Annotated in this window: 31 protein-coding genes; 20 read left to right on the top strand and 11 right to left on the bottom strand. The window is 67.7% G+C overall.

Going from position 1 to position 24,704, the window contains the following annotated elements:
- The first annotated feature begins 5 nt into the window (after positions 1-5).
- From GBG68_RS06605 to GBG68_RS06595, 3 genes are read left to right on the top strand one after another with little or no spacing between them, the layout of a single operon-like run.
- Positions 6-512 (top strand): Gx transporter family protein, encoded by a 507-nt coding sequence (locus GBG68_RS06605; protein WP_152146135.1) that lies wholly within the window; start codon positions 6-8, stop codon positions 510-512.
- Positions 509-1,369: an energy transducer TonB gene (locus tag GBG68_RS06600; RefSeq protein ID WP_152146134.1), complete on the top strand. Its 861-nt coding sequence runs from the start codon at positions 509-511 to the stop codon at positions 1,367-1,369. Before GBG68_RS06605 ends, GBG68_RS06600 begins: the two co-directional genes overlap by 4 nt.
- Before the next feature lie 47 nt (positions 1,370-1,416).
- Positions 1,417-1,980, top strand: coding sequence for a YqgE/AlgH family protein (locus GBG68_RS06595; protein ID WP_152146133.1), 564 nt, complete (start codon positions 1,417-1,419; stop codon positions 1,978-1,980).
- Here GBG68_RS06595 and GBG68_RS06590 read toward each other — a convergent pair.
- Positions 1,971-2,960 carry a LysR family transcriptional regulator gene (locus GBG68_RS06590; RefSeq protein ID WP_226801689.1) on the bottom strand — a complete coding sequence of 330 codons (990 nt, stop codon included), beginning with the start codon at positions 2,958-2,960 and terminating at the stop codon, positions 1,971-1,973. The two genes, GBG68_RS06595 and GBG68_RS06590, sit on opposite strands and share 10 nt — an antisense overlap.
- 88 nt (positions 2,961-3,048) lie before the next feature.
- On the opposite strand from GBG68_RS06590, the gene GBG68_RS06585 reads away from it, so the two are divergent.
- From GBG68_RS06585 to GBG68_RS06560, 6 genes are all read left to right on the top strand, one after another.
- Positions 3,049-3,990 carry a sodium-dependent bicarbonate transport family permease gene (locus GBG68_RS06585; protein ID WP_152146132.1) on the top strand — a complete coding sequence of 314 codons (942 nt, stop codon included), beginning with the start codon at positions 3,049-3,051 and terminating at the stop codon, positions 3,988-3,990.
- Between the two features lie 103 nt (positions 3,991-4,093).
- Complete coding sequence (gene ruvX, locus GBG68_RS06580) at positions 4,094-4,516, top strand: Holliday junction resolvase RuvX (protein ID WP_152146131.1); 423 nt, start codon at positions 4,094-4,096, stop codon at positions 4,514-4,516.
- Entirely contained in the window at positions 4,503-4,997 is a 495-nt protein-coding gene (gene pyrR, locus GBG68_RS06575) for a bifunctional pyr operon transcriptional regulator/uracil phosphoribosyltransferase PyrR (RefSeq protein ID WP_152146130.1), read from the top strand. Before ruvX ends, pyrR begins: the two co-directional genes overlap by 14 nt.
- Positions 4,994-5,962: an aspartate carbamoyltransferase catalytic subunit gene (locus tag GBG68_RS06570; RefSeq protein ID WP_413463310.1), complete on the top strand. Its 969-nt coding sequence runs from the start codon at positions 4,994-4,996 to the stop codon at positions 5,960-5,962. Before pyrR ends, GBG68_RS06570 begins: the two co-directional genes overlap by 4 nt.
- A complete protein-coding gene (locus GBG68_RS06565) occupies positions 5,959-7,242 on the top strand; it encodes a dihydroorotase (RefSeq protein WP_152146128.1) in 1,284 nt (427 codons plus the stop codon). Before GBG68_RS06570 ends, GBG68_RS06565 begins: the two co-directional genes overlap by 4 nt.
- Positions 7,239-7,904, top strand: a complete 666-nt coding sequence (locus GBG68_RS06560; RefSeq protein WP_152146127.1) for a hypothetical protein — start codon at positions 7,239-7,241, stop codon at positions 7,902-7,904. The genes GBG68_RS06565 and GBG68_RS06560 overlap by 4 nt, the downstream gene beginning before the upstream one ends.
- Before the next feature lie 75 nt (positions 7,905-7,979).
- Here the strand turns inward: GBG68_RS06560 and GBG68_RS06555 are convergent, their stop codons facing one another.
- The 3 genes from GBG68_RS06555 to GBG68_RS06545 form a co-directional block, all read right to left on the bottom strand.
- Entirely contained in the window at positions 7,980-9,608 is a 1,629-nt protein-coding gene (locus tag GBG68_RS06555; protein WP_152146126.1) for a PAS domain-containing sensor histidine kinase, read from the bottom strand.
- 122 nt (positions 9,609-9,730) lie between these two features.
- On the bottom strand, positions 9,731-10,870 hold the full coding sequence (locus GBG68_RS06550) for a PilT/PilU family type 4a pilus ATPase (protein ID WP_152146159.1): 1,140 nt from the start codon (positions 10,868-10,870) through the stop codon (positions 9,731-9,733).
- A 40-nt stretch (positions 10,871-10,910) separates the two neighbouring features.
- Positions 10,911-11,948: a type IV pilus twitching motility protein PilT gene (locus tag GBG68_RS06545; protein ID WP_152146125.1), complete on the bottom strand. Its 1,038-nt coding sequence runs from the start codon at positions 11,946-11,948 to the stop codon at positions 10,911-10,913.
- Positions 11,949-12,055: 107 nt separating this feature from the next.
- On the opposite strand from GBG68_RS06545, the gene GBG68_RS06540 reads away from it, so the two are divergent.
- From GBG68_RS06540 to GBG68_RS06515, 6 genes are all read left to right on the top strand, one after another.
- Positions 12,056-12,754, top strand: a complete 699-nt coding sequence (locus GBG68_RS06540; protein WP_152146124.1) for a YggS family pyridoxal phosphate-dependent enzyme — start codon at positions 12,056-12,058, stop codon at positions 12,752-12,754.
- Positions 12,751-13,575, top strand: a complete 825-nt coding sequence (gene proC, locus GBG68_RS06535) for a pyrroline-5-carboxylate reductase (RefSeq protein ID WP_152146123.1) — start codon at positions 12,751-12,753, stop codon at positions 13,573-13,575. The genes GBG68_RS06540 and proC overlap by 4 nt, the downstream gene beginning before the upstream one ends.
- Before the next feature lie 4 nt (positions 13,576-13,579).
- Complete coding sequence (locus GBG68_RS06530; protein ID WP_152146122.1) at positions 13,580-14,131, top strand: YggT family protein; 552 nt, start codon at positions 13,580-13,582, stop codon at positions 14,129-14,131.
- Positions 14,132-14,264: 133 nt separating this feature from the next.
- Positions 14,265-15,419 carry a homoserine O-succinyltransferase MetX gene (gene metX, locus GBG68_RS06525; RefSeq protein ID WP_152146121.1) on the top strand — a complete coding sequence of 385 codons (1,155 nt, stop codon included), beginning with the start codon at positions 14,265-14,267 and terminating at the stop codon, positions 15,417-15,419.
- Positions 15,416-16,027 carry a methionine biosynthesis protein MetW gene (gene metW / locus GBG68_RS06520; protein ID WP_152146120.1) on the top strand — a complete coding sequence of 204 codons (612 nt, stop codon included), beginning with the start codon at positions 15,416-15,418 and terminating at the stop codon, positions 16,025-16,027. The genes metX and metW overlap by 4 nt, the downstream gene beginning before the upstream one ends.
- A gap of 95 nt (positions 16,028-16,122) precedes the next feature.
- On the top strand, positions 16,123-17,043 hold the full coding sequence (locus GBG68_RS06515; protein WP_152146119.1) for a histone deacetylase family protein: 921 nt from the start codon (positions 16,123-16,125) through the stop codon (positions 17,041-17,043).
- 12 nt (positions 17,044-17,055) lie between these two features.
- Here GBG68_RS06515 and GBG68_RS06510 read toward each other — a convergent pair whose 3' ends face one another.
- From GBG68_RS06510 to GBG68_RS06495, 4 genes are all read right to left on the bottom strand, one after another.
- The gene (locus GBG68_RS06510; RefSeq protein WP_152146118.1) at positions 17,056-17,796 is read right to left on the bottom strand and encodes a hypothetical protein; all 741 of its coding nucleotides are present in this window, start codon (positions 17,794-17,796) and stop codon (positions 17,056-17,058) included.
- Positions 17,797-18,052: 256 nt separating this feature from the next.
- Positions 18,053-19,144 (bottom strand): cell division protein ZapE, encoded by a 1,092-nt coding sequence (gene zapE / locus GBG68_RS06505; RefSeq protein WP_152146117.1) that lies wholly within the window; start codon positions 19,142-19,144, stop codon positions 18,053-18,055.
- A gap of 93 nt (positions 19,145-19,237) precedes the next feature.
- Positions 19,238-19,495: a hypothetical protein gene (locus tag GBG68_RS06500; RefSeq protein ID WP_152146116.1), complete on the bottom strand. Its 258-nt coding sequence runs from the start codon at positions 19,493-19,495 to the stop codon at positions 19,238-19,240.
- On the bottom strand, positions 19,492-19,866 hold the full coding sequence (locus GBG68_RS06495; RefSeq protein ID WP_152146115.1) for a hypothetical protein: 375 nt from the start codon (positions 19,864-19,866) through the stop codon (positions 19,492-19,494). The genes GBG68_RS06500 and GBG68_RS06495 overlap by 4 nt, the downstream gene beginning before the upstream one ends.
- 17 nt (positions 19,867-19,883) lie before the next feature.
- Here GBG68_RS06495 and sohB point away from each other — a divergent pair, with 17 nt between their 5' ends.
- The 3 genes from sohB (at position 19,884) to GBG68_RS06480 (ending at position 21,844) form a co-directional block, all read left to right on the top strand.
- A complete protein-coding gene (gene sohB, locus GBG68_RS06490) occupies positions 19,884-20,882 on the top strand; it encodes a protease SohB (RefSeq protein ID WP_152146114.1) in 999 nt (332 codons plus the stop codon).
- A gap of 147 nt (positions 20,883-21,029) precedes the next feature.
- A complete protein-coding gene (locus tag GBG68_RS06485) occupies positions 21,030-21,380 on the top strand; it encodes a PilZ domain-containing protein (protein WP_193222245.1) in 351 nt (116 codons plus the stop codon).
- A gap of 113 nt (positions 21,381-21,493) precedes the next feature.
- Positions 21,494-21,844 carry a phasin family protein gene (locus GBG68_RS06480; RefSeq protein WP_193222244.1) on the top strand — a complete coding sequence of 117 codons (351 nt, stop codon included), beginning with the start codon at positions 21,494-21,496 and terminating at the stop codon, positions 21,842-21,844.
- A gap of 72 nt (positions 21,845-21,916) precedes the next feature.
- On the opposite strand, the gene GBG68_RS06475 is transcribed toward GBG68_RS06480, so the two are convergent.
- The gene (locus GBG68_RS06475; protein ID WP_226801687.1) at positions 21,917-22,156 is read right to left on the bottom strand and encodes a sulfurtransferase TusA family protein; all 240 of its coding nucleotides are present in this window, start codon (positions 22,154-22,156) and stop codon (positions 21,917-21,919) included.
- 61 nt (positions 22,157-22,217) lie between these two features.
- On the opposite strand from GBG68_RS06475, the gene GBG68_RS14150 reads away from it, so the two are divergent.
- Positions 22,218-22,385, top strand: a complete 168-nt coding sequence (locus tag GBG68_RS14150) for a hypothetical protein (protein WP_193222243.1) — start codon at positions 22,218-22,220, stop codon at positions 22,383-22,385.
- Between the two features lie 57 nt (positions 22,386-22,442).
- A complete protein-coding gene (locus tag GBG68_RS06470) occupies positions 22,443-23,111 on the top strand; it encodes an OmpA family protein (RefSeq protein ID WP_152146111.1) in 669 nt (222 codons plus the stop codon).
- Between the two features lie 36 nt (positions 23,112-23,147).
- On the opposite strand, the gene GBG68_RS06465 is transcribed toward GBG68_RS06470, so the two are convergent.
- Together GBG68_RS06465 and cyoE are read right to left on the bottom strand one after the other, a co-directional pair.
- Positions 23,148-23,777 carry a YbhB/YbcL family Raf kinase inhibitor-like protein gene (locus tag GBG68_RS06465; protein WP_152146110.1) on the bottom strand — a complete coding sequence of 210 codons (630 nt, stop codon included), beginning with the start codon at positions 23,775-23,777 and terminating at the stop codon, positions 23,148-23,150.
- A gap of 25 nt (positions 23,778-23,802) precedes the next feature.
- A complete protein-coding gene (cyoE, locus tag GBG68_RS06460) occupies positions 23,803-24,699 on the bottom strand; it encodes a heme o synthase (protein ID WP_152146109.1) in 897 nt (298 codons plus the stop codon).
- Positions 24,700-24,704 lie beyond the last annotated feature (5 nt).

The following is a 24,704-nucleotide window of genomic DNA, read 5'->3' as shown; positions in this document are numbered from 1 at the left end:
CCCCCATGAGCGTGGTACAGGCCCAACGGGAAGACCTGCGCATCGCCTGGCTGGCAGCGCTGGCCATCGTCATCCACGTGGCGGAGTCCGCCCTGCCAAGCCCGGTGCCGGGCATCAAGCCGGGGCTGGCGAACATCATCACGGTGGTGGTGCTGCTGCGGTTTGGCTGGCGCGCGGCGGCCTGGGTGGCGGTGCTGCGGGTGCTGGCCGGTGGGCTGATCCTGGGCACCTTCCTCTCGCCCACCTTCATTCTCAGCCTGGGCGGGGCGCTGGCGGCGGTACTGGCCCTGGGGCTCGCCGCCCGCCTGCCGGGGATTGGCGCCGTGGGCTGCAGCGTGCTGGCCAGCATGGCGCATATGGGCACCCAGTTTTTACTGGCCTGGCAGCTGTTCATCCCCCACCCGGCGCTGCTCAAACTGCTGCCGGTGCTGCTCAGCGCGGCCCTGGCCTTTGGAATCGTGAACGGCCTGCTGGCCGCGGCCATACTGCGCCGTTTAAGCTACCGTCCATGAGTGCCACCACCGCCCAAGCCCACGCCCCCGACCGCCTGGCCCTGGCTCTGTTCCTGGCCGCGGTGCTGCACGGGCTTATCATCCTGGGCGTTGGCTTCAGCCAGGCGGACCCGGCCAAGCGCCCGCCCCGGGACGTACTGGAGATCACGCTGGCGACGTTACCCGAGCAACAGGCGCCTGAGCACCATGACTTCCTCGCCCAAGCCGACCAGGAAGGCGGCGGCGACCTGGATGACCGCGCTCGGCCACGGGAGCCCTCCCATACCCACAGCCGCCAGGCCGGGCTGTCCCAGCAGCAGCGCCGAGAGCAGACTCGGCGAGCGCATCGGGACAGCGAATCCCTGATCAGCAGCGAGGCCACCGCCCGCGAGCGCGCCCGGCGCCAAGACAGCCACCGCCCCGCGCCCCGGGCGCTGGAGCCGATCAACCTGCGCCCCACTCGCACCAGCAGCGCCCGCCAGGCGGAATTCGACCCCTCCCCCGAGGCCGCCGGCGCCCGCGGGCCTAGCAAGCATTTCATCAGCGCCGCCACCCGCGCCCACGCGGCCGCCGACTATATGCGCCGCTGGATCGACCGGGTGGAACAGGTGGGCAATCTCAACTACCCCGAGCAGGCCCGGCGCCTGGGACTGAGCGGCAGCCTGGTGCTGGATGTGACCCTGCGGGCCGACGGCAGCGTGGCGGACATCCGCATCAACCGCCCCTCCCCCCACCCGGCGCTGGACCAGGCCGCCATGCGCATCGTGCAACTCGCCGCCCCCTACCCCGCGGTGGCCGCCGAGGTGCGCCAGGGCAGGGAGCAACTGGTGATCACTCGCACCTGGCGCTTCAGCGCTGGGGGCTTGAGCACCCGCTGAGCGCAACGCCCTTGTCCGCCGAGCCCCCCCTGGCGGATACTGGCTCCATGAGCACGGAAGACTTCCTCAACGGCCATTTCCTGATCGCCATGCCCAGCCTGGACGATCCCAACTTCTCCCGTACCGTCACCTACGTCTGCGAGCACACCGAGGAGGGCGCGCTGGGCATCGTCATCAATCGCCCCACGGAGGTCTCCCTGGGGGAATTGCTGGAGCACATGAGCCTGCCCTGCGAGGCGCCCGAACTGGCTCAGACCGTGGTCTACATGGGTGGGCCGGTGCAGCGGGATCGTGGCTTCGTGCTGCATGCCCCCTCGCGGCAATGGGAGTCCTCGCTGCAGATCAGCGATGAGGTGGCGATCACCACGTCACGGGACATCCTGGAAGCCGTGGCAGCGCAAGAAGGCCCGGAGCGTTTTCTCATTGCCCTGGGCTATGCCGGCTGGGGGGCCGGGCAACTGGAGCAGGAGTTGGCCGAGAACAGCTGGCTCAGCGGGCCGGCGGACAGCGCCATCCTGTTCGAGCGGGCGCCGTCGGAGCGCTGGCAGGCCGCGGCCTCGCTGCTGGGGGTGGACCTGAACCTGCTCGCCCCCGGAGCCGGTCACGCCTGATCGTCGCTGCCCCCGCCGCCGGCGAGCAGCGCCGCGATGGCGTGCTCACCCTCCATCGCATCGATCTCCCGGCGCAGCGCCTGCGCCGAGAAGCCCAGAAAACGCCGCGCCGCGGGCGGCAAATGCCGCCCGCGGCGTAGCACGAACTGCCAGCGGCTCTGCAGGGGAAACCCGCCCACCGGCAGGATGCATATCTCGGGGTGGGATTCGCGCAGCACGTGCTCGGACAGCACCGCCAGGCCCATGCCGGCGCCCACCGCGACACGTATCCCCTCGTTGCTGGCAATCTGCTGGGTGTGGCGCAGGCTGATCTCCTGACTGCTCAGCCAGTTGTCGACCAGGCGTCGGGTGGCCGAGCCCGGCTCCCGCAGCAGGAAGCGCTCCCCGGCCAGCATTTTGAAGGACAGGGGGCCGCGGCGCGCCCAGGGCGAATCGGCGGGTGCGACCACCACCAGGGGGTTGGCCAGGAAAGGGGCCGCGATCACCTCCTCACCCGCCGGCGGATGGCTGAAGATGTACAGGTCGTCCTCGTGGCGGTGAAAGCGCTGCAGCACCTGTTCCCGGTTACCCACCTCCACCGTGACGTCCACATCGGGGCAATCGCGGGTGAAGGGCGCCAGCAACCGCGGGAGCACGTACTGGGCGGTGTTCACCAGCGCGATGCTGAAATGCCCCCGCTCTCCCTCGCGGTACTCGTCCAGGTACTGCACGAAGCTGTCCACGCGGCTGAGCACATCCTGGCTCAAGCGATACAAGGACTGCCCCACCTCGGTGGGCACCAAGCGCCCCTGGCGGCTGTGCAGAATCCGCGCCCCCACCATTTCGCGCAGCCGGCGCAGTTGCTGGGACACGGTGGGCTGCGTCAGGTGCAGCCGGGCGGCCGTGTCGGTCACGGAGCCGGAGCGCACCACTTCGGCGTAGACCTGGAGCAGACGGATGGTGAGCTGGCGCGGACGCATGAAGTAATTATAGATAAACATCCATGCATGGGAATCTTTTATTTACTTTCGTTTCCGCGCCATCTCAGGGATTGTTGCGCCGCAACGCCACAAGCCCAAGGAGGTCCCCGTGCCCGATATCGTTGTCATGTTCTTCCTGCTCGGCCTGTTCGCCGGCCTGGTGCGCTCGGATCTGTCCATTCCCCGGGCCGCCTGTGACGTTCTCGGCCTGCTGCTCATGCTCACCATCGGCCTCAAGGGCGGCATGGCCCTGAACGGCAGCCTGAGCCCGGCGCTGCTGTGGGAGCTGGCCGGCATCACCCTGCTGGGCATTGCCATTCCGCTGCTGGTCTTCCCCGTGGTGCGCCATCTGGTGGGCTTGCCGCTGGCCGACAGCGCCAGCCTCGCCGCCCATTATGGTTCGGTGAGCGCGGGCACCTTCGCGGTCGCACTGGCCTACGCCGAGACCCACGAACTGGCGGTGGGCGGCCAGGTAACGCTTTACCTGGTGCTGCTGGAGCTGCCCGCCATCCTCGTCGGCCTGTTTCTGTTCCGCCACCTGGCCGGGGCCCGGGCCGGGGAGCAGCCCTCGGCGCTGTGGCACGAAACCCTGACCAACCGAGGCGTGATCCTGTTGGTGGGCGGCGTGTTGATCGGCTGGCTGTACGGACCCAACGGCGGCAGCGGGGTGACCAGCCTCTACACCGGCGCCTTCCAGGGGGTGCTCGCCCTGTTTCTGCTGGAGATGGGCCTGGTGGCGGCGGACACCCTGCGCGGACTCAAGCTCGGCCACGCGCGGTTGATGGTGTTCGCCCTGTGCGCCCCGGCCGTGCTGTCGCTCGCGGGCCTGGCCATGGGCTACGGGCTGGGGCTGGAAGAAGGCTCGGCGGTGGTCCTCGCCGCGCTGACCGCCAGCGCGTCCTACATCGCCGCCCCGGTGGCGGTGCGTGCCGCCATTCCGCAGGCCAACATCGGCCTGGCCATGCTGGCCTCGCTGGGCCTGACCTTCCCCTTCAATGTGCTCATCGGGATTCCGCTTTATCACCAGCTGTGGCGGATGCTGGCGGGCTGAGGACGCCCACCCGCGGCGCGGGCACCGCGCCCTTGGACAGTGCCCGCGCAACGTCGTAGTCTCTGTGCCCGATTGACGGCATACGCGGACCACAAGGCACACCATGACCTGCCCCCCTGGCACCTATCTGGCCTTCGACTTCGGCGAGCGGCGCCTAGGCGTGGCGGTGGGGCAGTCTCTCACCGGGAGCGCGCGTCCGCTGGAAACGCTGGACTGCCGCCAGGGCATCCCCTGGGAGCGGCTGCGCGCCCTGCTCGATCAGTGGGCGCCGGCCGGGCTGGTGGTGGGCCTGCCCCTGCACGCCGACGGCAGCCCCAGCGCCATGAGCGAGGCGGCCGAGCGCTTCGCCCGGCGGCTGCACGGCCGCTACCACCTGCCGGTACATCATGTGGCGGAGCTGCTATCCTCCGTCGAGGCCGAGGCGCGGCTGCGCGAGAGCGGCGGCCACAAGGCCGGCCTGGACGCGGTGGCCGCCCAGGTCATCCTCGAAACCTGGTTTGCGGAAGCGGCGCATGGAGCAAGCTGAGAAACTCATCGAGCGCATGGCCGAGGGCCTCGCGCAGCTGATCGAGGCCCGGGGCCTGAAAGACCCGGCCATGATCGGCATACACACCGGCGGCGCCTGGATCGCCGAACGTCTGCACCCCCGCCTGGGCCTGCGCACACCGCTGGGCACACTGGGCATCTCCTTCTACCGCGATGATTTCAGCCGCATCGGCATGCACCCCCGGGTACAGCCGTCGCAGCTGCCCTTCGAGGTGGAGGGACGGCACATCCTGCTCATCGACGATGTGCTCTACACCGGGCGCACCATTCGCGCCGCACTGAACGAAATCTTCGACTACGGCCGCCCGGCCGGCGTGCACCTGGCCGTGGCGGTGGACCGGGGCGGGCGTGAACTGCCGATCGCCGCCGAGGTGGTGGGCCAGCATCTGGCTCTACCCGCCGAGCGCCAGATCAAGTTGCGGGGACCGGAGCCGCTGCAATGGCAGGAGCGCAGCCTGTGAACGATATCCAACTGGACCGTCAGGGCCGGCTGCGGCATTTTCTCAGCACCGAGGGCCTGCCCCGGGAGCTGCTCACCGACATTCTCGACACCGCCCAGTCCTTCACCGGGGTGATCGACAAGTCCATCAAGTCGGTGCCGCTGCTGCGCGGGCGCACGGTGATGAACCTGTTCTTCGAGCCCAGCACCCGCACCCGCACCACTTTCGAGCTGGCCGCCAAGCGCCTGTCGGCGGACGTGGTCAACCTGGACATCGCCAACTCCGCCACCAGCAAGGGCGAGAGCCTGCTGGACATGCTGCGCAACCTGGAAGCCATGCAGAGCGATATGTTCGTGGTGCGCCACGCCAGCTCCGGCGCCGCACATTTCGTCGCCGAGCGAGTCGGCCCCGGGGTGGCGGTGATCAACGCCGGCGACGGCCAGCACGCCCACCCCACCCAGGCCATGCTGGACATGCTCACCATCCGCCAGCACAAGGGGGATTTCGGCCCGCTGCGGGTGGCCATCGTCGGCGACATCCTCCACTCCCGGGTGGCCCGCTCCCAGATCCACGCCCTGAACGGCCTGGGGGTGGGCGAGGTGCGGGTGATCGGGCCGCGCACCCTGCTGCCCGCCGAGGTGGACAGTCTGGGGGCGCAGGTCTATCACGATCTCACCGCCGGGCTGCGGGACGTGGACGTGGTGATCATGCTGCGGCTGCAGCGCGAGCGCATGCAGGGCGCGTTGCTGCCCAGTGAATCGGAATACTTTCGCCTCTACGGCTTGAGCGAGGAACGGCTCGCCCTGGCGCACCCGGAGGCCATCGTCATGCACCCCGGCCCCATCAATCGCGGGGTGGAGATCGACTCGGCGGTGGCCGACGGCAAGCGCGCGGTCATCCTGCGCCAGGTCACCAACGGCATCGCCGTGCGCATGGCGGTGATGTCCATGTGCCTGGGGGCCCGTCAGGGGGAGGGAGCGGCATGAAGGGCCTGCTGATCAGCAACGGCCGTGTCATCGACCCGGCCAGCGGCTTCGACGGCGAGGCCGATGTGTTCATCGCCGAGGGGCGCATTCAGGCCATCGGCGACGCGCCTGCCGGCTTCCAGGCCGAGCGCACCCTGGACGCCGCCGGGCAGTGGGTGATCCCCGCCCTGGTGGACCTGTCCGTGCGCCTGCGCGAACCCGGCCATAGCCGCAAGGGCTCGATTGCCAGTGAAGCCCGCGCCGCGGCCGGCGGCGGCATCGGCCACGCCTGCTGCCCGCCGGACACCCGCCCGGTGATCGACAGCCCCTCGGTGGTGGAGCTGATCCACCGCCGGGCCGAGGAAACCGACGCCGCCCGCGTCATCCCGCTGGGGGCGCTGACCCTGGGCCTGGAAGGCGAGCGCCTGAGCGAAATGGCCGCGCTGAAACGGGCCGGCTGCCCGGCGCTCAGCGACGGCGGCCAGCCGGTGGCCAACAGCCTGGTGCTGCGCCGGGCGCTGGAATACGCCGCCACCCAGCAACTGCCGGTACTGCTCACCCCCCGGGACCCCTGGCTGCACCGCGAGGGCGGCATGCACGAGGGGCACGTCGCCACCCGGCTCGGCATTCCCGGCATACCGGAGGCCGCCGAGACCGCGGCGCTCGCCCGGGATCTGGCGCTGGTGGACGCCGTGGGCGGGCCCGTGCACTTCACCCGCCTGTCCACCGCCCGGGGCGCGGAATTGCTGGCCCGGGCCCGTCACGACGGCCTGCCGGTGAGCGCCGATGTGAGCATTCACCATCTGTTCTTCAACGAGATGGACGTCAGCGGCTTTCGCGCCGAGGCCCATCTGCAGCCGCCGCTGCGCAGCACCGCCGACCGGGACGCCCTGCGTCGCGCCCTGGCCCAGGGCGTGATCGAGGTGATCTGCTCCGACCACCAGCCCCACGATGCCGACGCCAAGTGCGCCCCGTTCAGCGAGACCGAGCCCGGCGTGTCCGCGGTGGACAGCCTGCTCGCCCTGATCCTGCGCCTGGCCGATGATCGTGTACTGCCGCTGCATCAGGCGCTGGCCTGCGTGACCAGCAACCCGGCCCGCATCCTCGGCCTGGATGCGGGGCGCCTGCAGCCCGGCGCCCCGGCCGATATCTGCGTGCTGGACCCGCACGCGGTCTGGTGGCATCGGCCCGAGACCATGCTCAGTCGCGGCAAGAACAGCCTCTACCACGGCTGGGAATTCAGCGGCCGTGCCAGCCACACCTTGCTGGCTGGGCGCGTGGTCTTTGAACGCACGCCGTGAACGACGCCCCTGTGCAAGGCCTGGGGCCGCTTGCCCAGGGCTGGCAGATGCTGCGCCTGGCGGCCCGCCACCCGCCGGCCGCACCGGGGCAATGGCTGGAACTGGACCTGCAGGGGCAAAGCCTCCGCCTACCCGTGCTGGAACAACACGCCGAGTGGACCGCGCTGCTGTTGCCCCCCGCGCTTGCCCGCAAGCTGCCCGAACTGCGCCCCGGCAGCCCCTGCCGCGTGAACGGCCCGCTGGGTCCCGCGGCACCGGCGGCCCCGGTACTGCTGGCGGATGAAGTGGGCCTGGCGGCCGCGCTGCATGCCGCCCGGCGCCAGAATCCCCCACCCCGGCTGGTGCTCATCGGCGCCGCGGACAGCCTGCCGTTTCGGCCACGCCCCTCCCGTTACCTGATCGGCCCGAAACCGGCGGAAGCGATTGCCGGCATCGCCATGCTGGAGGAACTCGGCATTCCCAGCCGCATCGCCCATCCGGATGGCCTGCCCGGGTGTTTCGAGGGCGATGCGGTGGGCCTGCTGCGGCGTTGGTGGGGAGGGCTGGAAACAAAGCCGGACGTGCGGGTGCTGGCTCTGGGAGGGGAAAAGCTGCGCCGGCGGCTGGATGAAGAAGCGGAAGGGCTGCCGCAATACGTCTTCCAGCCGATCCCGGCCCCATGACCCGCGGCATCACCCACCGAGGGCGCGCGCTTGAGCGCGAACCCTACGCGTCTCCGTAAAGGTTCATCGAGGCGTTCACGCTCTGGGGCACGCCCACGGGCTGTGCGCCCTGATTCCGCCCCCCTGGAGCGCCACGCCGGCGAGCTTGGCCGTGGTCTGATCGGGCACGCCCGCCTGAGCCGGAGCCCGCGCCGGCTCAAGCGGCAGATCCACGTGCAACTCGGTACCGCACCCGGGCTGGCTCTCCAGCCTCAGCTCGCCGTTGAGCAGGTTCACCCGCTCACGGATACCCAGCAACCCGAACCGCTGTTGAGAGGAGTCTGGCCGAGACGCCAGACCGCAGCCGTCATCGAGCACCCGCACGCAGAAGCGCCCCTCGCCCTGGATCAGGCTCACCCGCACCCGGCTGGCTTGCGCGTGTCGCGCCACATTGGTGAGCGCCTCCTGGACAATGCGAAACACCGTGGTGGCGAGCTCATCCTCCAACTGGAACTCGCCGTGACTGAGGCACAGCTGATGAGGCACGTTACTGCTGGCGGTAAACTCCCTCAGCAACCATTGGCAGGCGGCTCCCAAGCCCAGCTCGTCGAGAACTCGAGGCCGCAGCCCCGCCAGCAAACGCCGCTGGGCGTCGAGAGTGGCGCTGAGCAGCACCTCCAGATCGGCCACCTTGTCGGCGACGAAGGTCTCCTCCTCGGGCAGCTTGCGCTTGAGCCAGTCCAGGTCCAGCTTCATGGCCGTGAGCAGCTGACCCAGTTCGTCGTGCACTTCCCGGGCAAGCCGCTTCTGCTCCTGCTCACGCACCGACTGGGCGAAGCCCCACAGCCGGCGTATATCCTCCCGAGACGCGCGCAGGGCGTGCTCCGCGCGCTTGCGCTCACTGATATCGCGCATCACGGTGGCGATGTAGTACTCGCCATCGGCACCGGCGAACCTGGAGGCGCTGACTTCCACCGGAAACACCCCGCCATCGGCCCGCCGGGCGTAGAGTTCGCCGCGAAAGCTGCCATGACGGCGCTGCGCCTGGCGCGCCGCCCGCAGCGCCGCATCATTGACCATGCCCAGCTCACTGGGCTGACCCACCAGCTGCTCCTTGTCCCGCTGCAGCATGGCGCAGACGGCCGGGTTGGCATCAATAATCCGATAGTCGCTACTGATCAGCAGGATGCCGTCCAGGCTGTGGTGGAACAGGCTGCGGAACTTCTGCTCGCTGGCCTTGAGCCGGCGCTCCGCTTCTACCCGGTGGGTCATGTCCCGAGCCAGCCCGAACACCGCCACCACCTCCCCCTCGCTGACGATGGGCGCTACCGTCAGGTCGGTATGCACCACACCACCTTCGGCGTTGTAGACTCGGAACCCGGTGTTCTGCGGCTTGCCCTGCTTGGCGCCATTGACGGCCTCGAAGGCTCTCTCCCGATCCTCCGGGATCACCAGATCCAGAAAGGAGCGGCCACGCACCGCATCGATCCCTATGCCGGTGAGCGTCTCCGCATGGGCATTGCGTTCCAGATACCGGCCATCCGGGGCCACCACGCACACCGCCTCGGGTATGAGATCGACGATGCTGCGATAACGTTGTGCCAGCTCCTCCATGCGCCGCAAGTGGGCGCGGGAAACCCACAGCTGTTCATCATCCGTGTCAGCCGCGCCGGGCGGCGAGGCGGGCGGTGCCTTGCGGCGCCACCAGGAAGCGAGTCGTTTCATGGCAAGTACTCAGAGAGGGTCCGACTTTCCTGCCGGCCCAAGCTCCGCGGCCGCGCCGCGAGGTCCGAAAAGGCCCACAGGCGCCGGGGCGACCCCAGCGCCCGGCAGCCGCCGGCAGCGCATCAGTACCGGTGGTCGCCGGCCCGCTCATCCACCAGGGTCATGCCGGCAGTGGCGCTCTCCAGCCGCTCCTGGGTGTCATCGGCGCCCAGCTTGGCCATCAGCCGCACCTCGTTCTCCGAATCGGCGTAACGCAGCGCGTCCTCGTAGGTGATCTGGCCGCTCTTGTAGAGCTCGAACAGGTGCTGGTCGAAGGTCTGCATGCCCTGCTCCCGGGAGCGCTTCATGATCTCCTTCAGCTCGTGCACCTCGCCGGCGCGGATCTTGTCGGCCACCAGCGGCGTGCCCTTGAGCACCTCCACCGCGGGCACCCGCCCCTTGCCGTCCGGGGTGGGAATCAGCTGCTGGGCCACCACGCCCTTCAGGTTCAACGACAGGTCCATGAACAGCTGGTTGTGCCGCTCCGGCGGGAAGAAGTTGACGATGCGATCCATGGCCTGGTTGGCGTTGTTGGCGTGCAGGGTCGCCAGGCACAGATGGCCGGTCTCGGCGAAAGCGATGGCGTAGTCCATGGTGTCCTGGGTGCGGATTTCGCCGATCAGGATCACGTCGGGCGCCTGGCGCAGGGTGTTCTTCAGCGCCACATCGAAGGACTCGGTGTCTATGCCCACCTCGCGCTGGGTGACGATGCAGCCGGCGTGCTGGTGGATGAACTCGATGGGGTCCTCGATGGTGATGATATGGCCGGTGCTGTTGTGGTTGCGGTAGCTGATCATCGAGGCCAGCGAGGTGGACTTGCCCGTGCCGGTGGCGCCCACGAAGATCACCAGGCCGCGCTTGATCATGGCGAATTCCTTGATCACCGCCGGCAGCTTCAGCTCGTCGGTGGACGGAATATTGGTCTCGATCCGACGCAGCACCATGCCCACATTGTTGCGTTGGTAGAAGGCGCTGACACGGAAACGCCCCAGCCCCGTAGCGCTGATGGCGAAGTTGCACTCGTGGGTGGCCTCGAACTCCTCGCGCTGGCGCTCGTTCATGATGGAAAGCACCACCTGACGGGCCTGCTCGGGGGTGAGCTTGCTCTTGGTCACCGGAGCGAGTCGCCCGGAGATCTTCATCGACGGCGGCATGCCTGCGGTGATGAACAGATCCGAGCCCTTCTTGTTGACCATGAGCTCCAGCAAGGCATTGAAATCCATATGCATTACCTAATTGTTCTTCTGCGCACCCGCGCCGGGCCTAGATAAAGGAATCCTTGTTGGCCGCCTTCTTCTGGGCGTCCTGCTTGCTCACCAGCCCCTTGCGCACCAAGCCCTGCAGGCACTGGTCCAGGGTCTGCATGCCGGTCCCCTGGCCGGTCTGGATGGCGGAGTACATCTGCGCCACCTTGTCCTCACGAATCAGGTTGCGGATGGCCGGCGTGCCGATCATGATCTCGTGCGCCGCGATGCGCCCCCCGCCTACCTTCTTCAGCAGGGTCTGGGCGATGACCGCCCGTAGCGACTCGGAGAGCATGGAGCGCACCATGGATTTCTCGGCGGCGGGAAACACATCGATGATGCGGTCGATGGTCTTCGCGGCAGAGCTGGTGTGCAGGGTGCCGAACACCAGATGCCCGGTTTCCGCGGCGGTCAGCGCCAGGCGGATGGTCTCCAGGTCGCGAAGCTCACCCACCAGGATCACGTCCGGGTCCTCGCGCAGCGCCGAGCGCAGGGCCTCGTTGAAACCCAGGGTGTCGCGGTGCACTTCGCGCTGGTTCACCAGGCTCTTCTTCGATTCGTGGACGAACTCGATGGGGTCTTCCACGGTGAGGATGTGCTCGTGGTAATTCTCGTTCTTGTAGTTCACCATCGCCGCCAGGGTGGTGGATTTCCCCGAACCCGTAGGCCCGGTGACCAGCACGATGCCGCGGGGGTTGTCGGCGATGTCCTTGAACACCGGCGGACAACCCAGCTCCTCCAGGGTGAGCACATTGGAGGGGATGGTACGGAACACCGCGCCGGCGCCGCGGTTGTGGTTGAAGGCGTTGACGCGAAAGCGCGCCAGGTTCGGGATCTCGAAGGAGAAGTCAGTCTCCAGGAACTCCTCGAAGTCCTTGCGCTGCTTGTCGTTCATGATGTCGTAGACCAGCGAGTGAACATCCTTGTGTTCCAGCGCCGGCAGGTTGATCCGGCGCACATCGCCATCGACGCGGATCATCGGCGGCATGCCGGCGGAGATGTGCAGATCGGAGGCGTTGTTCTTTACCGAGAAGGCAAGCAGGTCAGAGATATCCACGAAGTTCCCCCGAGCTGTTTTCGCTGGTTGGCTCTTGTTATGTTCTATCGCGCCCGCCGAATGCGGCGGACATTCCAAGTTACCGTCAAGCACCAGGGCAGGCAACAATGAGCGCCATCGCCGAGCGCGTCAGCTCCACTCGGAGCCGCCTCCAGGCCGCCGAGCAACGTTTCGGGCGTCCCGCCGGCAGTGTCACCCTGCTCGCGGTAAGCAAGCGCCAGCCGGCGTCGGCCCTGCGCGCCGCCCACGCCGCCGGCCTGCGCCGCTTCGGCGAGAACTACCTCTCCGAGGCGCTGGGAAAGCAGGCGCAGCTGCGGGATCTGGACCTGGAATGGCACTACATTGGGCCCATACAGTCCAATAAGACAAAGGATATCGCGCTAAACTTTGATTGGGTTCACACTCTGGACCGGCTCAAGGTGGCCCGGCGACTGTCGGAACAACGTCCGCCGGGGCGCGCGCCCTTGCAGGTCTGCCTGCAGGTGAACATCAGCGGCGAAGCCAGCAAGTCTGGCTGCAGCCCGCGCGACACCCTGGCGCTGGCGCACGCCATCGCCGCGCTGCCCCGGCTGCGGCTGCGGGGCCTGATGTGCATACCCGCGCCGGATTCGGACTTCAGCCGCCAGCGGGCGGCCTTCGCCAGGCTCGCCGCGCTGCAGGCACATTGCCGGGAAACCGGGCTGGCACTGGACACCCTGTCCATGGGCATGTCCGGCGATCTGGAAGCGGCCGTGGCCGAGGGCTGCACCCTGGTGCGCATCGGCACCGCCCTGTTCGGTCCCCGGGAACAAGGAGAACACGCATGAACCAAGCCATCATCGGCTTCATCGGCGGCGGCAACATGGCCCGCAGCCTGATCGGCGGGCTGATCGCCGACGACTACCCGGCGGAACGCATCCGGGTGGCCGAACCGGACAACGACCGGCTGGCCGCGCTGTGCGAGGAATTCCGCATCCACGCCGCCCGCGACAACCACGAACTGCTCCGCGAGGCCGACGCCGTGGTGCTGGCGATCAAGCCGCAGATCATGAAGACCGTGGCCGAGGACCTGCGCGAGGTGATCGGCGATCGTCGGCCCGTGTTCATCTCCATCGCCGCCGGCGTGCGCGAGCCGGACCTGAACCGCTGGCTGGGTGGCGAGGCCGCGGTGGTGCGAGCCATGCCCAACACCCCCGCGCTGGTGCAAAGCGGCGCCACCGCGCTGTATGCCAACCCGCGGGTCAGCGAAGCCCAGCGGGCGCTGGCCGAGAGCCTGCTGCGCGCGGCGGGCCTGACCCAGTGGCTGGACGATGAGACCCTGATGGACGCGGTCACCGCGGTTTCCGGCAGCGGCCCGGCCTATTTCTTCCTGCAGATGGAAGCGTTGGAGGAGGCGGGCCGCGCCCAGGGACTGTCCGCCGAGGCCGCCCGGCTACTGGTGCTGCAGACCGCTTTTGGTGCTGCCAAGATGGCGCTGGAGAGCCAGGCCTCGCCGGCGGAACTGCGCCGTCAGGTCACCTCCCCCGGCGGCACCACCGAGGCGGGCATCGGCGTGCTGGAGGCGGGGGATTTTCGCAAGCTGATGGCCCGCGCCGTGGCCGCCGCCGCGGAACGCGCCGACGAACTGGGCAATCTGCTGGGAGAGTAAAGCAATGCGCGCCATGGAGTTTCTCTGGCTGACCGTCTCCCAGCTCTATGTGGGGGCTTTCATGCTGCGGCTGATGCTGCAGCTCACCCGGGCGGATTTCTACAACCCCTTCTCCCAGTTCATCGTGCGCATCACCGCGCCGCTGCTGCGCCCGCTGCGCCGGGTGCTACCCGGCTGGCGCGGCATCGACACTGCCAGCCTCGTCATCATCCTCGTGCTGCAGCTGATCGCCATGGCCGTGTGGGTGCTGATCCGCGGCGGGGCGCCCGAGCCCTTGCTGCTCGCCATCCTCACCGTGGGCAAGCTGATCGGGCTGCTGCTGAACATCTACTTCATCGCCCTGATCGGGCAGGTGATCCTGAGCTGGGTAGCCCAGGGCTACCACCCGGTCATGAGCGTGCTGGACAGCCTCACCGGACCTATCCTGCGCCCCATCCGCAATGTCCTGCCCACCCCGGCGGGCATCGACTTCTCGCCGGCCGTGGCACTGCTGGGGATCATGTTCCTGCGCTATCTGATCGGCGATATCTTCCCCATGCTGCGCGGCCTGGTATAAGGCACCCGCCCCCGCCCGGTGAGAGCGGCCAAGGCCACGACCACTGGGGAGGATCCTGGCGCCTGAGCTTGCGGCTCAAGGGCACCGGCCGTAGACTTGGCAGCTAATCCGCTCGAGTGCTGACAAGCCGCCAATGCCCAAGACATTGCCGGCCGACTCCGTCGGCCTGGTCACCCCTCAAAAGCTGCACATCAGCGAACCGCTCACCCTGGATTGCGGTCGCGTGCTGCCGTGCCATGACCTGGTCTACGAGACCTATGGCCGGCTGAACGCCGACGCCAGCAACGCGGTGCTGATCTGCCATGCGCTCTCGGGCAACCATCACGCCGCGGGCTACCACAGCGTGGATGAGCGCAAGCCCGGCTGGTGGGAAGCCTGCATAGGCCCCGGCAAGCCCATAGACACCGACCGCTTCTTCGTGGTGTGCAGCAACAATCTGGGCGGCTGCCACGGCTCCACCGGCCCCACCAGCATTGATCCGGAAACCGGCGCCGCCTACGGCGCGGACTTCCCCGTGGTTACCGTCGCCGACTGGGTGCGCAGCCAGGCGCGGCTGGCGGATCAGCTGGGCATCGCCCGCTGGGCGGCGGTGGTGGGGGGCAGCCTGGGCGGCATGCAGGCGCTGCAATGGGCCATCGATTATCCCGAGCGTCTGCGTCACAGCGTGGTGATCGCGGCCGCCCCGCGGCTCTCGGCCCAGAACATCGCCTTCAACGAGGTCGCCCGCCAGGCGATCATGTCGGATCCGGAGTTCCTCAACGGCCATTACCGGCGCGAAGACACCCTGCCCCGCCAGGGGCTGGCACTGGCGCGCATGCTCGGCCACATCACCTATCTCTCCGATGACGCCATGGGGAAGAAATTCGGCCGCGAGCTTCGCCAGGGCAAGGAAGACTACACCTTCAGTTTCGATGTGGACTTCGAGGTGGAGAGCTACCTGCGCTACCAGGGCGCCTCCTTCGTCGACCGCTTCGACGCCAACACCTACCTGCTGATGACCCGGGCGCTGGACTACTTCGATCCCGCCGCCCGCCACGGCGGTGACCTCTCCAAGGCGCTGAGCGCGGTGCAGGCCGGCTTTTTCATCGCCTCCTTCACCAGCGACTGGCGCTTCGCCCCGGACCGCTCCCGGGAGATCGTGCGTGCCCTGCTCGATGGCGACAAGGATGTCAGCTACGCGGAAGTCGACGCCCCCCAGGGCCATGATGCCTTCCTCATGCCTATACCCGCCTATCTGGACGCCTTCAGCGCGTACATGGCGCGAGTCGCCCGGGAGGGGTCGGCATGAACCTGCGTCGCGATCTGGCCGCCATCGCCGACTGGATCCTGCCCGGCAGCCGGGTGCTGGACCTGGGCTGTGGCGATGGCGCGCTGTTGCAGCATTTGCGCGAGGAACGGGACGTGACCGGCTACGGGCTGGAGATCGACCCGGACAATATCGTGCGCTGCATTCGCAACGGCGTGAACGTCATCCAGTCCGACCTGGACGAGGGCCTGTCGGACTTCGACGCCCACTCCTTCGACTACGTGGTCATGAGCCAGACCCTGCAGGCGGTGCGCTACCCGGACTGGTTGCTGGAGGAAATGCTGCGGGTGGGCCGGGAAGGGATCGTTACCTTCCCCAACTTCGCCTACTGGCGGTTGCGCTATCATCTGGCCATCAAGGGGCGCATGCCGGTGAGCAAGGCCCTGCCCAACTCCTGGTACGACACCCCGAACATTCACCTGTGCACCGTGCGGGACTTCCAGGCGCTGTGCGGCGAACGCGACATCGAGATCCTGGAGAGCCGGGTGATGGACAGCCACCATCGCCACAACTACGGGGCACGTTTGCTGCCCAATCTGCTTGGCGAGATCGCCCTGTACCGCTTCCGGCGCAGGAACGGCGCCGGATAATCGGGCAGCCGCCGCACCGCCTTCCTCCGCCCCCCTTGTCAGGCGCGCACCTGCCACCGCACTATCCGTTAATACCCGCAAGCGGATGGCGCACCATGAACACCTGGCTCTACACCCACCCGGCCTGCCTGGAGCACGACACCGGCCCGGGTCATCCCGAGTCGGCCGCCCGACTGCGCGCCGTACTCAGCGCGCTGGAAGCTCCCCGCTTTCAGGATCTGCAGCGCCACGAGCCGCCACGGGCCACCCGTGAGCAACTGCAGCGCGTGCACACCGCCGACTACGTGAATCGGGTACTGAGCGCCGTGCCCACCACAGGGCAGCGAACCCTGGACGCCGACACCCTGCTCTCGCCCGGCTCCGGCGAGGCCGCGCTGCGCGCCGCCGGGGCCCTCACCGACGCCGTGGACCAGATCATGGCCGGTGCCCTGGAACATGCCTTCTGCGCGGTGCGCCCCCCCGGCCACCACGCCGAGGCCGCCCGCGCCATGGGCTTTTGCCTGTTCAACAACGTCATGGTGGGTGCGGCCCAGGCCGCCGCGGTGCACGGCCTGGAGCGGATCGCCGTGGTGGACTTCGACGTGCACCATGGCAATGGCAGCCAGCACATGATCACGGGGCGCGCGCCCTACCGGTTCTTCTCCAGCCAACAGAGCCCGCTCTACCCCGGCACCGGCAGCCAGAACGAGCGCGGCGAACAGAATTGCTGGAATGTCCCGCTGGCGCCGGGGGCGGGCTCCAAGGAATTCCGCGAGGCCTGGGAGACCACACTGCTGCCGGCGCTGGATCACTACGCGCCGCAGTTGATCCTGGTCAGCGCCGGCTTCGACGGACACGCCCTGGACCCGCTGGCCGGGCTGGAGCTGCATGCGGAGGACTATGGCTGGCTGACCGAGGCGCTGTGCCGGTTGGCGCGTCAGCACAGCGAGGGGCGACTGATCTCGACCCTGGAGGGCGGTTACCACCTGCAGGCGCTCGCGGAATGTGCCGCCGCCCACGTGGAGGCGCTGCTGTAGGAGAACGGCTGATCAGCCCGCCGGGCGGCTTCTTGCCAAGCCCAGATCATCCAGCTCCAGCCAGGCCAACGGCATCAGTGGCCACTGGCGCTGCCCACCGAAGCAGCCATGGAACCGGCGCCGGGTGGCCAGCACGGCCCGCTCCACCGCCTCGTGCCCCTCGCAGAGCTGCGCCATGCGCGGCCAGCCGCCGGCGCAGGGCGAACTGCAGTCGAGGCGCTGCAGCAAGCCGCTGGCATCGGCGTAGAGCAGCAGGTCCCCGGCGGGGAGCATCGCCGCATCCGTGGCACATAATCGCAGCCGCTGCAGGCGCTTGCCGGCCACTTCGCACTCGGGAAGCACCTCGGCATCCAGCTCCTCCCGCATCAGCAGGAAAGGCGGCGCCAGCGCATGCCAAAGGGCGAGCCCACAGTAATAAACCGCATCCAGTGTGTCCCAGGCGAACCAGTGGCCCACCGAGCGCAGCACCGCACCGGGCGCCTCTCGCTCGGCCAGGCACACGCCCGCGGCGTTCTCGATGCGGGTACCCCGGGGCCCGAACCAGGCCGTCTGCGTGGCCGCGGGGAAATCACTGAAGGCTACCTCGGCCGAGCCGGGAAGGAGCAGGAAATCCACATCCCGGGGCACGCTGGCACAGAAACGGGCACTGAACTCCCAGCCGCCGAAGGCGGCCCGGCCCATGACCTCGCCGACCCCGGACAGTGCCTGGCGGCCACCCTGGGCCCGTATGATTCGCTCCCGCAACGCCTCCATGGGCACCTGCCCCCACACCGCGGCCCTGCCAAGCGTCAACGCTAACACGTTGATGAGTCGACAAGAAGTGTGAACCCGGACCCGCTCAGGACCGGAGAGGCGCCGATCAATCCGCCCCAGGGAGACACCCGGCATTTCCCGCGCACCTCTGCGCCAGCCAGGCGTGCCTCGGCAAGGTGGGACTCGCGACGAATCGCCATCGCCCTTACAAGGACGCCGGACAGACAGAGGTCCATGGGAACCGCCCAATGCCTCTCTAGGGTCTGTGGGCGCGGGCCAGGTACTCGCGGGACTGCATCTCTTGCAGACGGCTTACGGTGCGCTCGAAGGCGAAGGCCAGCCGCCTGCCGGTGTATAGTTGCTCCGGCAGGCGCTCGGCACTGAGGATCAGCACCACGTTGCGGTCATAGAACTCGTCCACCAGGCTGATGAAGCGCCTCGCCTGATCATCCCGCTCCCGGTGGAACTCCGGTACCCCGGAGACCAGCACAGTGTGGAACTCCCGCGCGATCTCGATGTAATCGCTCTGGCTGCGGGGGCCATCACACAGGGCCTTGAAGTCGAACCAGACCACCCCATCGGCCAAGCGGCGCGTGGGGATCGACCGACCCTCCACCTCCAGGGGTTCTCCCTCACGGCCCGGCTCCCCGGCAATCTGGCGAAAGTCCTCCCCCAGCACCCGGTCGGCGCCCTCGTCCAGCGGCGTGTGGTAGATCTCCGCCTGCTCCAGAAAGCGCAGCCGATAATCCGTGCCACCGTCCACATTCAACACCGTGGTGTGCCGCTGTATCAGTTCGATGGCGGGCAGGAAGCGCTCCCGCTGCAGGCCGTCCTTGTAAAGCTCCTGGGGCGGAATATTGGAGGTGGCCACCAGGGTCACGCCACGGGCGAACAGACCACGCAGCAAGCCCCCCAGGATCATCGCGTCGGCGATGTCCGAGACGAAGAACTCATCGAAGCAGATCACCCGGGCCTCGGCGGCGAAACGCTCAGCGACGATCTCCAATGGGTCCTGAGCGTTCTTCAACTGCTTGAGCTCGGCGTGTGCCCAGTGCATGAAGCGGTGAAAATGCAGGCGGCGCTTGTCCTCGAAGGGCAGACATTCGAAAAAGGTATCCACCAGGTAGGTCTTGCCCCGGCCGACGCCGCCCCAGAAATACAGCCCCCGCTCGGGCCCCGGCCGCTCGCGGCGCAGTCGCGACCAGATCCGCTCGATCATGCCCGGCTCCGGGCGGGCGAGCAGCGCCTCGTAGAGCTGCTGCAGATGCCGCACCGCGGTTTCCTGGGCTGGGTCATGGGTGAATTCGGGCCGTTTCAGATCGGCTTGATATCGTTCCCAGGGGGTCATCGGCTGCAGTCCCTGAACATAGGCGCTTCATTCATCATCGGGTGGGTGGCAGAGCTTAGTGGGAGCAAGGGCAAGGCGGCAAGCATCCGCCCCTCAGGCGTACAGATCCAGACGCCCGCCCTGAACCAGCAACTCGGAGCGATCCATGGACTGGACTTCGACGAAGGCCCGCAGGGCGGGGCGCTGGGGCGGCGCGGAGTGCTCCCTCGCCCATAGCGGATCCGAGGCCTGGGGCCGATAAGGCGCGGAGGGCCGGGACGGCGGAGTCTGCGGGGCCTGGTTGGCGGGGGGCTCGCTCCGGGCTGGCCCGCCACCGGAGGGGAGATAAACCGGCAGGTTGTGAATCTTCATGCCTTGCCCTCGCCGGCGCCGGCACCCGGAAAGCCGCGGCCCGACAACAAGCGAGCGCTCACGTCCGGGCTGATCAGGGTGATATTCGCCACCGCCGGGTACAGCAGCCCGCGCGCGAGCAGCGCCTCCCGCAGCGCCGGGTGCGCGACGCCATCCAGCCAGAGATAGTCCTCGCCCTCACGCAGGGCGGCCCGGTGACGCTTGAAAGCGCGGAAGGCCGTGCCCTTGACCGCACCGGCCGCGGCATCCAACTGCCGAAAGGTATAGCCCCGCCAATCTTCATGCGCCACCGGCTCGCTTGCCGCCAGTACCGCGACAGCATGCCCTGTCAGGCTATACTGGCGCGAACGATCGTCATCGCTCGAAGACATATTCCAAGGATTCCCGCATGGCCTTTCTGCTGGACTACGGCCTTTTCCTCGCCAAGACCGTAACCCTGCTCGCGGCGCTACTTTTCGCCGCCGCGGCGCTCATCAACCTGGGCGCCCGCGGGCGACAGCGCCGCGAGCGCCTGGAAGTACGCAAGCTTAACCGGCGCTACCGCGACATGGAACACAGCCTGCGCCGGCAGATGACCGACGCCCGGGGCCTGAAGCGGCTGGAGCGCCAGTACAAGCGCCAACACAAGCAGGCCACCGGCGGCGACGCCGACAAGTCGCGGGTGTTCGTGCTCAACTTCCACGGCGATATTCGCGCCTCACGGGTGGAGAGCCTGCGCGAGGAGATCAGCGCCATTCTCAGCGTCGCCGGTGCCCAAGATCAGGTGCTGCTGCGCCTGGAGAGCCCGGGCGGTGTGGTGCACGGCTACGGGCTTGCCGCCTCGCAGCTGGTGCGGCTGCGCGAGCGAGGCATCCCCCTGACCGTGAGCGTGGACAAGGTGGCGGCCAGCGGCGGCTATCTGATGGCCGCCGTCGCCGATCGTGTTCTCGCCGCCCCCTTCGCGGTGGTGGGCTCCATCGGCGTGGTCGCGCAGTTGCCGAACTTTCACCGCCTGCTGAAAAAGCACGACGTGGACTTCGAAATGCTTACCGCCGGTGAGTACAAGCGCACACTCACGGTGTTCGGCGAGAACACCGAGCAGGGACGGGAGAAGTTCCGCGAGGACCTGGAAGCCATCCATCGCCAGTTCAAGGACTTCATCACCCGTTATCGCCCGCAGCTGGATCTGGCGCGGGTAGCCACCGGCGAGCACTGGTTGGGCGAGCAGGCGAAGGCGTTGGGGCTGGTGGATGAACTGGGCACCTCGGACGATTACCTGCTTCGCCACGCGGCGGATCACCAGCTCATCGAGCTGCGCTTCCATCCCAAACGCAGCCTGAGCAAACGCATGGGCCAGGCGGCGGAGAACACGCTCGAGCGCTGGCTGTCGAAACCACAGATTCCCTGAGCCGCGCCACGGATCAATGCTCACGGGGCTCTGCTGCACTGCGAGTTGACCCTGGGGAAGCGCGGGGGTTAGCTTCGCATAAGGAGGCGTTGGCCAATTCCCATGGGCCTCCGCAACGGATCGACCACAGGGAAAGCGGGTATCGATATGCGCCATAGTGCACGCAAGCAGCACCGCCACCATCTCATCTTCTATTTGAAGGTCTATCACCGGGACAGCGGTGAGCAGATCGGCTATCTGGGCGATATCACCACCGACGGCATGATGGTCATGAGCCGCGAACCGCTGGACGTGGACCAGGACTGGGAGCTGGAGATCCGCACGGTGGAGAACCTGGCCGAGCCCCGTAGTCTTTTCACGCCGGCCCGCAGCCGCTGGTGCAAGCAGGACGTCAACCCGGACTTCTACGCCACCGGTTTCGAGCTGCTGCAAACCCCCCGAGAGACCACGCGCGCCATACAGCAACTGATTCGCGAGATCGGCTTCCAGGACACCTGAGCACGCGCTGACCCGGCTGGGCACCGCAAGTGTTGCACCGCAGCAAACCCCGGTGCTATATTGCACTGCAACAACCGCTGATGGTTGCCAACCCAACACTCAGGAGTGTCAGCATGTATCAGGATCAGCTCAAGAACGTCACCAAGCAGCTCGCCGATGCCACCGCCCCCGCCAAGCAGCTGGGCGCCCTGATGGTCGAGAACCTGGAAAAGCTCAGTGCCTTCCAGCTGGAAACCGCCAAGAGCTGCGCGGAACTGAACCTGCAGCAGCTGCGTGCCGCACTGGAAGTGCGTGATGCCAAGAGCCTGCAGGCCTTCGTCAGCCAGCAGCAGAAAGTCGCCGGCGAGCTGAACGAGAAGCTCAGCGCCGACGTGAAGACCCTGAGCGGCCTGGGCGAGAAGTTCGGCAGCGAACTGCAGAAGATCACCAAGGACAGTCTGGCCCGGGCCGGCAAGGCCGCCTGAGCCAGCGACCCCGCTTGACCGCCACATCGCCGCCTGCGGGCGGCGATGTGCTTTCAGCCCCCGGGGCCGTGTTCAGCCCTTGCGCACCCAGAAGTGGAACTCCCCCGCCCCTTCGCTTTGCCGCTCCAGACGGTGCGCGGTCTTCTCGCAGAAGGCGGCGAAATCCACCACCGCGTGGGGGTCGGTGGCCCTGACCCGTAACACCTCCCCCACCTCCATGGTGGCCAGGCTGCGCTTGCTGCGCAGTATCGGCAAGGGGCAGTCCAGCCCCCGCACATCCAGATCCCGGTCGAACTCCATTACACTAACCATTGATCAGCCCCTGTTCGCGAGCAGTATACTGCCCGTCCACACTTGTAGAGAGGAAGCGCCCATGAGCGATGAACCGCGCCACCAGAGCGAATACGATCCGCGCCCGGTCACCGATGCCGAGGGCCGTGAAAAGCACAGCCGCGAGCAGGTGCAGAAGTGGCGCGAGGAAGCGCAGCAGGCGCACAATGCCTGGATGGACGTGATGAACAACCGCTACGGCCAGGACTGAGAGAACAGGCCTTTCTTCGGTCCCAAGGATGGATCTTTCGCACAGGGAGTGACACGTATGCGCAAGCAATTGGCAACCGCCCTTCTCACGGGCAGCCTGCTCATCGGCGGCTGCACCACGATGGACCCCTACACCCGCGAGGAGAAGACCGCCAGCGCCACCAAGGGCGCGACCATAGGCGCCATCGCCGGCGCCGTGGTGGGCATCGCCACCGGCGACGACTCCTCCGAGCGGCGCAAGCGCGCGCTGATCGGCGCCGGGGTCGGCGCGCTGGCCGGTGGCGGCGTCGGCTACTACATGGACGTGCAGGAGAGGAAGCTGCGCGAGCGCCTGGAAGGCACCGGTGTGAGCGTTACCCGTCACGGCGACAACATCACCCTGAACATGCCCGGCAACATCACCTTCGCGCTGGACGAGTCCACCCTGCGCCCCCAGTTCACCGCGGTACTGAACGATGTGGCGCTGGTGCTGCAGGAATATGAAAACACGCTGATCGAGGTGGCCGGCCATACCGACAGCACCGGCTCTGACAGCTACAATCAGGGCCTGTCCGAGCGGCGCGCCCAGTCGGTGAGCGATTATCTGCGCACCCGCGGCCTGCAGCCGCTGCGCATCATCACCCGCGGCTACGGCGAGCGTTATCCGGTGGCGGACAACAGCACCGCCCAGGGCCGCCAGGCCAACCGCCGGGTGGAGCTCACCCTCACCCCGATCACCCGCCAATAGCCCGATTTGCCCCCCGGCACCGGGGGGCACCGCTCGTCAGGCCGGCACGTCCGGGTTCAGGCTGTAACGGACTGTCAGGCTCGCCTGATCGAGCACATGGCCCTCAATGGCGGCCAGCACGTCCGGGCCGGTGAATCGCTCACCCACCGGGCAACGCTCCAGATCCGTGGCATACAGCGTGAAGCGGTAACGGTGAGCGATGCTGTCATTCCACGGCGGGCAGGGGCCATCGTAGCCGTAATACCGGCCCTCCATGTCCGCATCGCCCTGGAACCAGTCGGTATAGCTGTTCAGCCCCTGACGGCTCCCCCGCGGCCCCTGCGGGCCGGGCTTGCCCCGGGCGGTCACCCGGTCCGAGGCCTCGGCTTCGGCCAATTCGCTCACGGCCGGCGCCAAATCCACCAGCACCCAGTGGAAGAAGTCCACCCGCGGCAGCTCGGCGGGCACCTGCCGCCCTTCCTGGTTCACGTCGTCGGGCTTGCTGGGCACATCCGGATCGTGGCAGATCAGCACCAACGAACGGGTGCCTTCCGGCAAGCCGCTCCAGCCCAGGTGCGGGCTGCGGTTGTCGCTCAGCCGTACGTGCTGCTCGGGGTCCGGCACGGCGAAGGCAAAGCGCCCGGGCATCACCTCACCGTCACGAATGCTGTCACTGAATAGCCGCATGGTTGTCTCCTTACCCTTGCTTGGCTCAGGCCGAAAGCGCCGCCCTCATCAGCGGCAGATAGCGATCGATCAGCAAAAACGCAAACAGGCCGAACAGGTAGACGATGGAAAAGCCGAAGGATTTCATCGGCAAGCGCTGATCGGCCGACACCATCATGGCGATCGCGTAGTACAGGTAACCGAGGCCGAACAGCACCGCGCCGGCCAGATAGAACCAGCCGCTCATGCCGGTCACGAAGGGCAGTACGCTCACCGCCAGCAGCAGCACGGTGTAGAGCAGGATCTGCAAGCGGGTGAACTGCTCGCCGTGGGTCACCGGCAGCATGGGGATGTCCACCCGCGCGTACTCCTCGCGTCGATGCACGGCCAGCGCCCAGAAATGTGGTGGTGTCCAGACAAAGATGATCAGGAACAGCAACAGCGCATAGGGGTCCACGGTCCCGGTCACCGCGGTCCAACCGAGTACCGGGGGCGCCGCGCCGGCCGCCCCGCCGATGACGATGTTCTGGGGCGTGGCGCGCTTGAGCCACAGGGTGTAGACGAAGGCGTAGCCCATGAGCGAGAGGAAAGTGAGCACGGCGGTGAGCACATTCACCCACAGTGCCAGTATCCCCAGGCCGACCAGGCCCATCGCGGCGGCGAACACCACGGCCTGCGCGGTGCGCACATTCCCCGTGGGCAGGGGACGCGCCCGGGTGCGGGCCATCTGCGCATCCACTCGCCGGTCCACCAGATGGTTGATGGCGGCGGCGGAGCCGGCCGCCAGCGCAATCCCCAGATTGCCGAGAATGAGCGCATTCCAGGGCAACTCGCCGGGGGTCGCCAGCAGCATCCCCACCAGCGCAGTGAATAGCATCAGCACCACCACCTTGGGCTTGCACAGCTCCAGGTAATCGCGCCAGTGGCGGAAGAAATGCAGCATGTACG

This window comes from Alkalilimnicola sp. S0819, assembly GCF_009295635.1.
Taxonomy (GTDB): domain Bacteria; phylum Pseudomonadota; class Gammaproteobacteria; order Nitrococcales; family WHIW01; genus S0819.
This window is presented reverse-complemented; position numbering and strand designations above follow the sequence as displayed.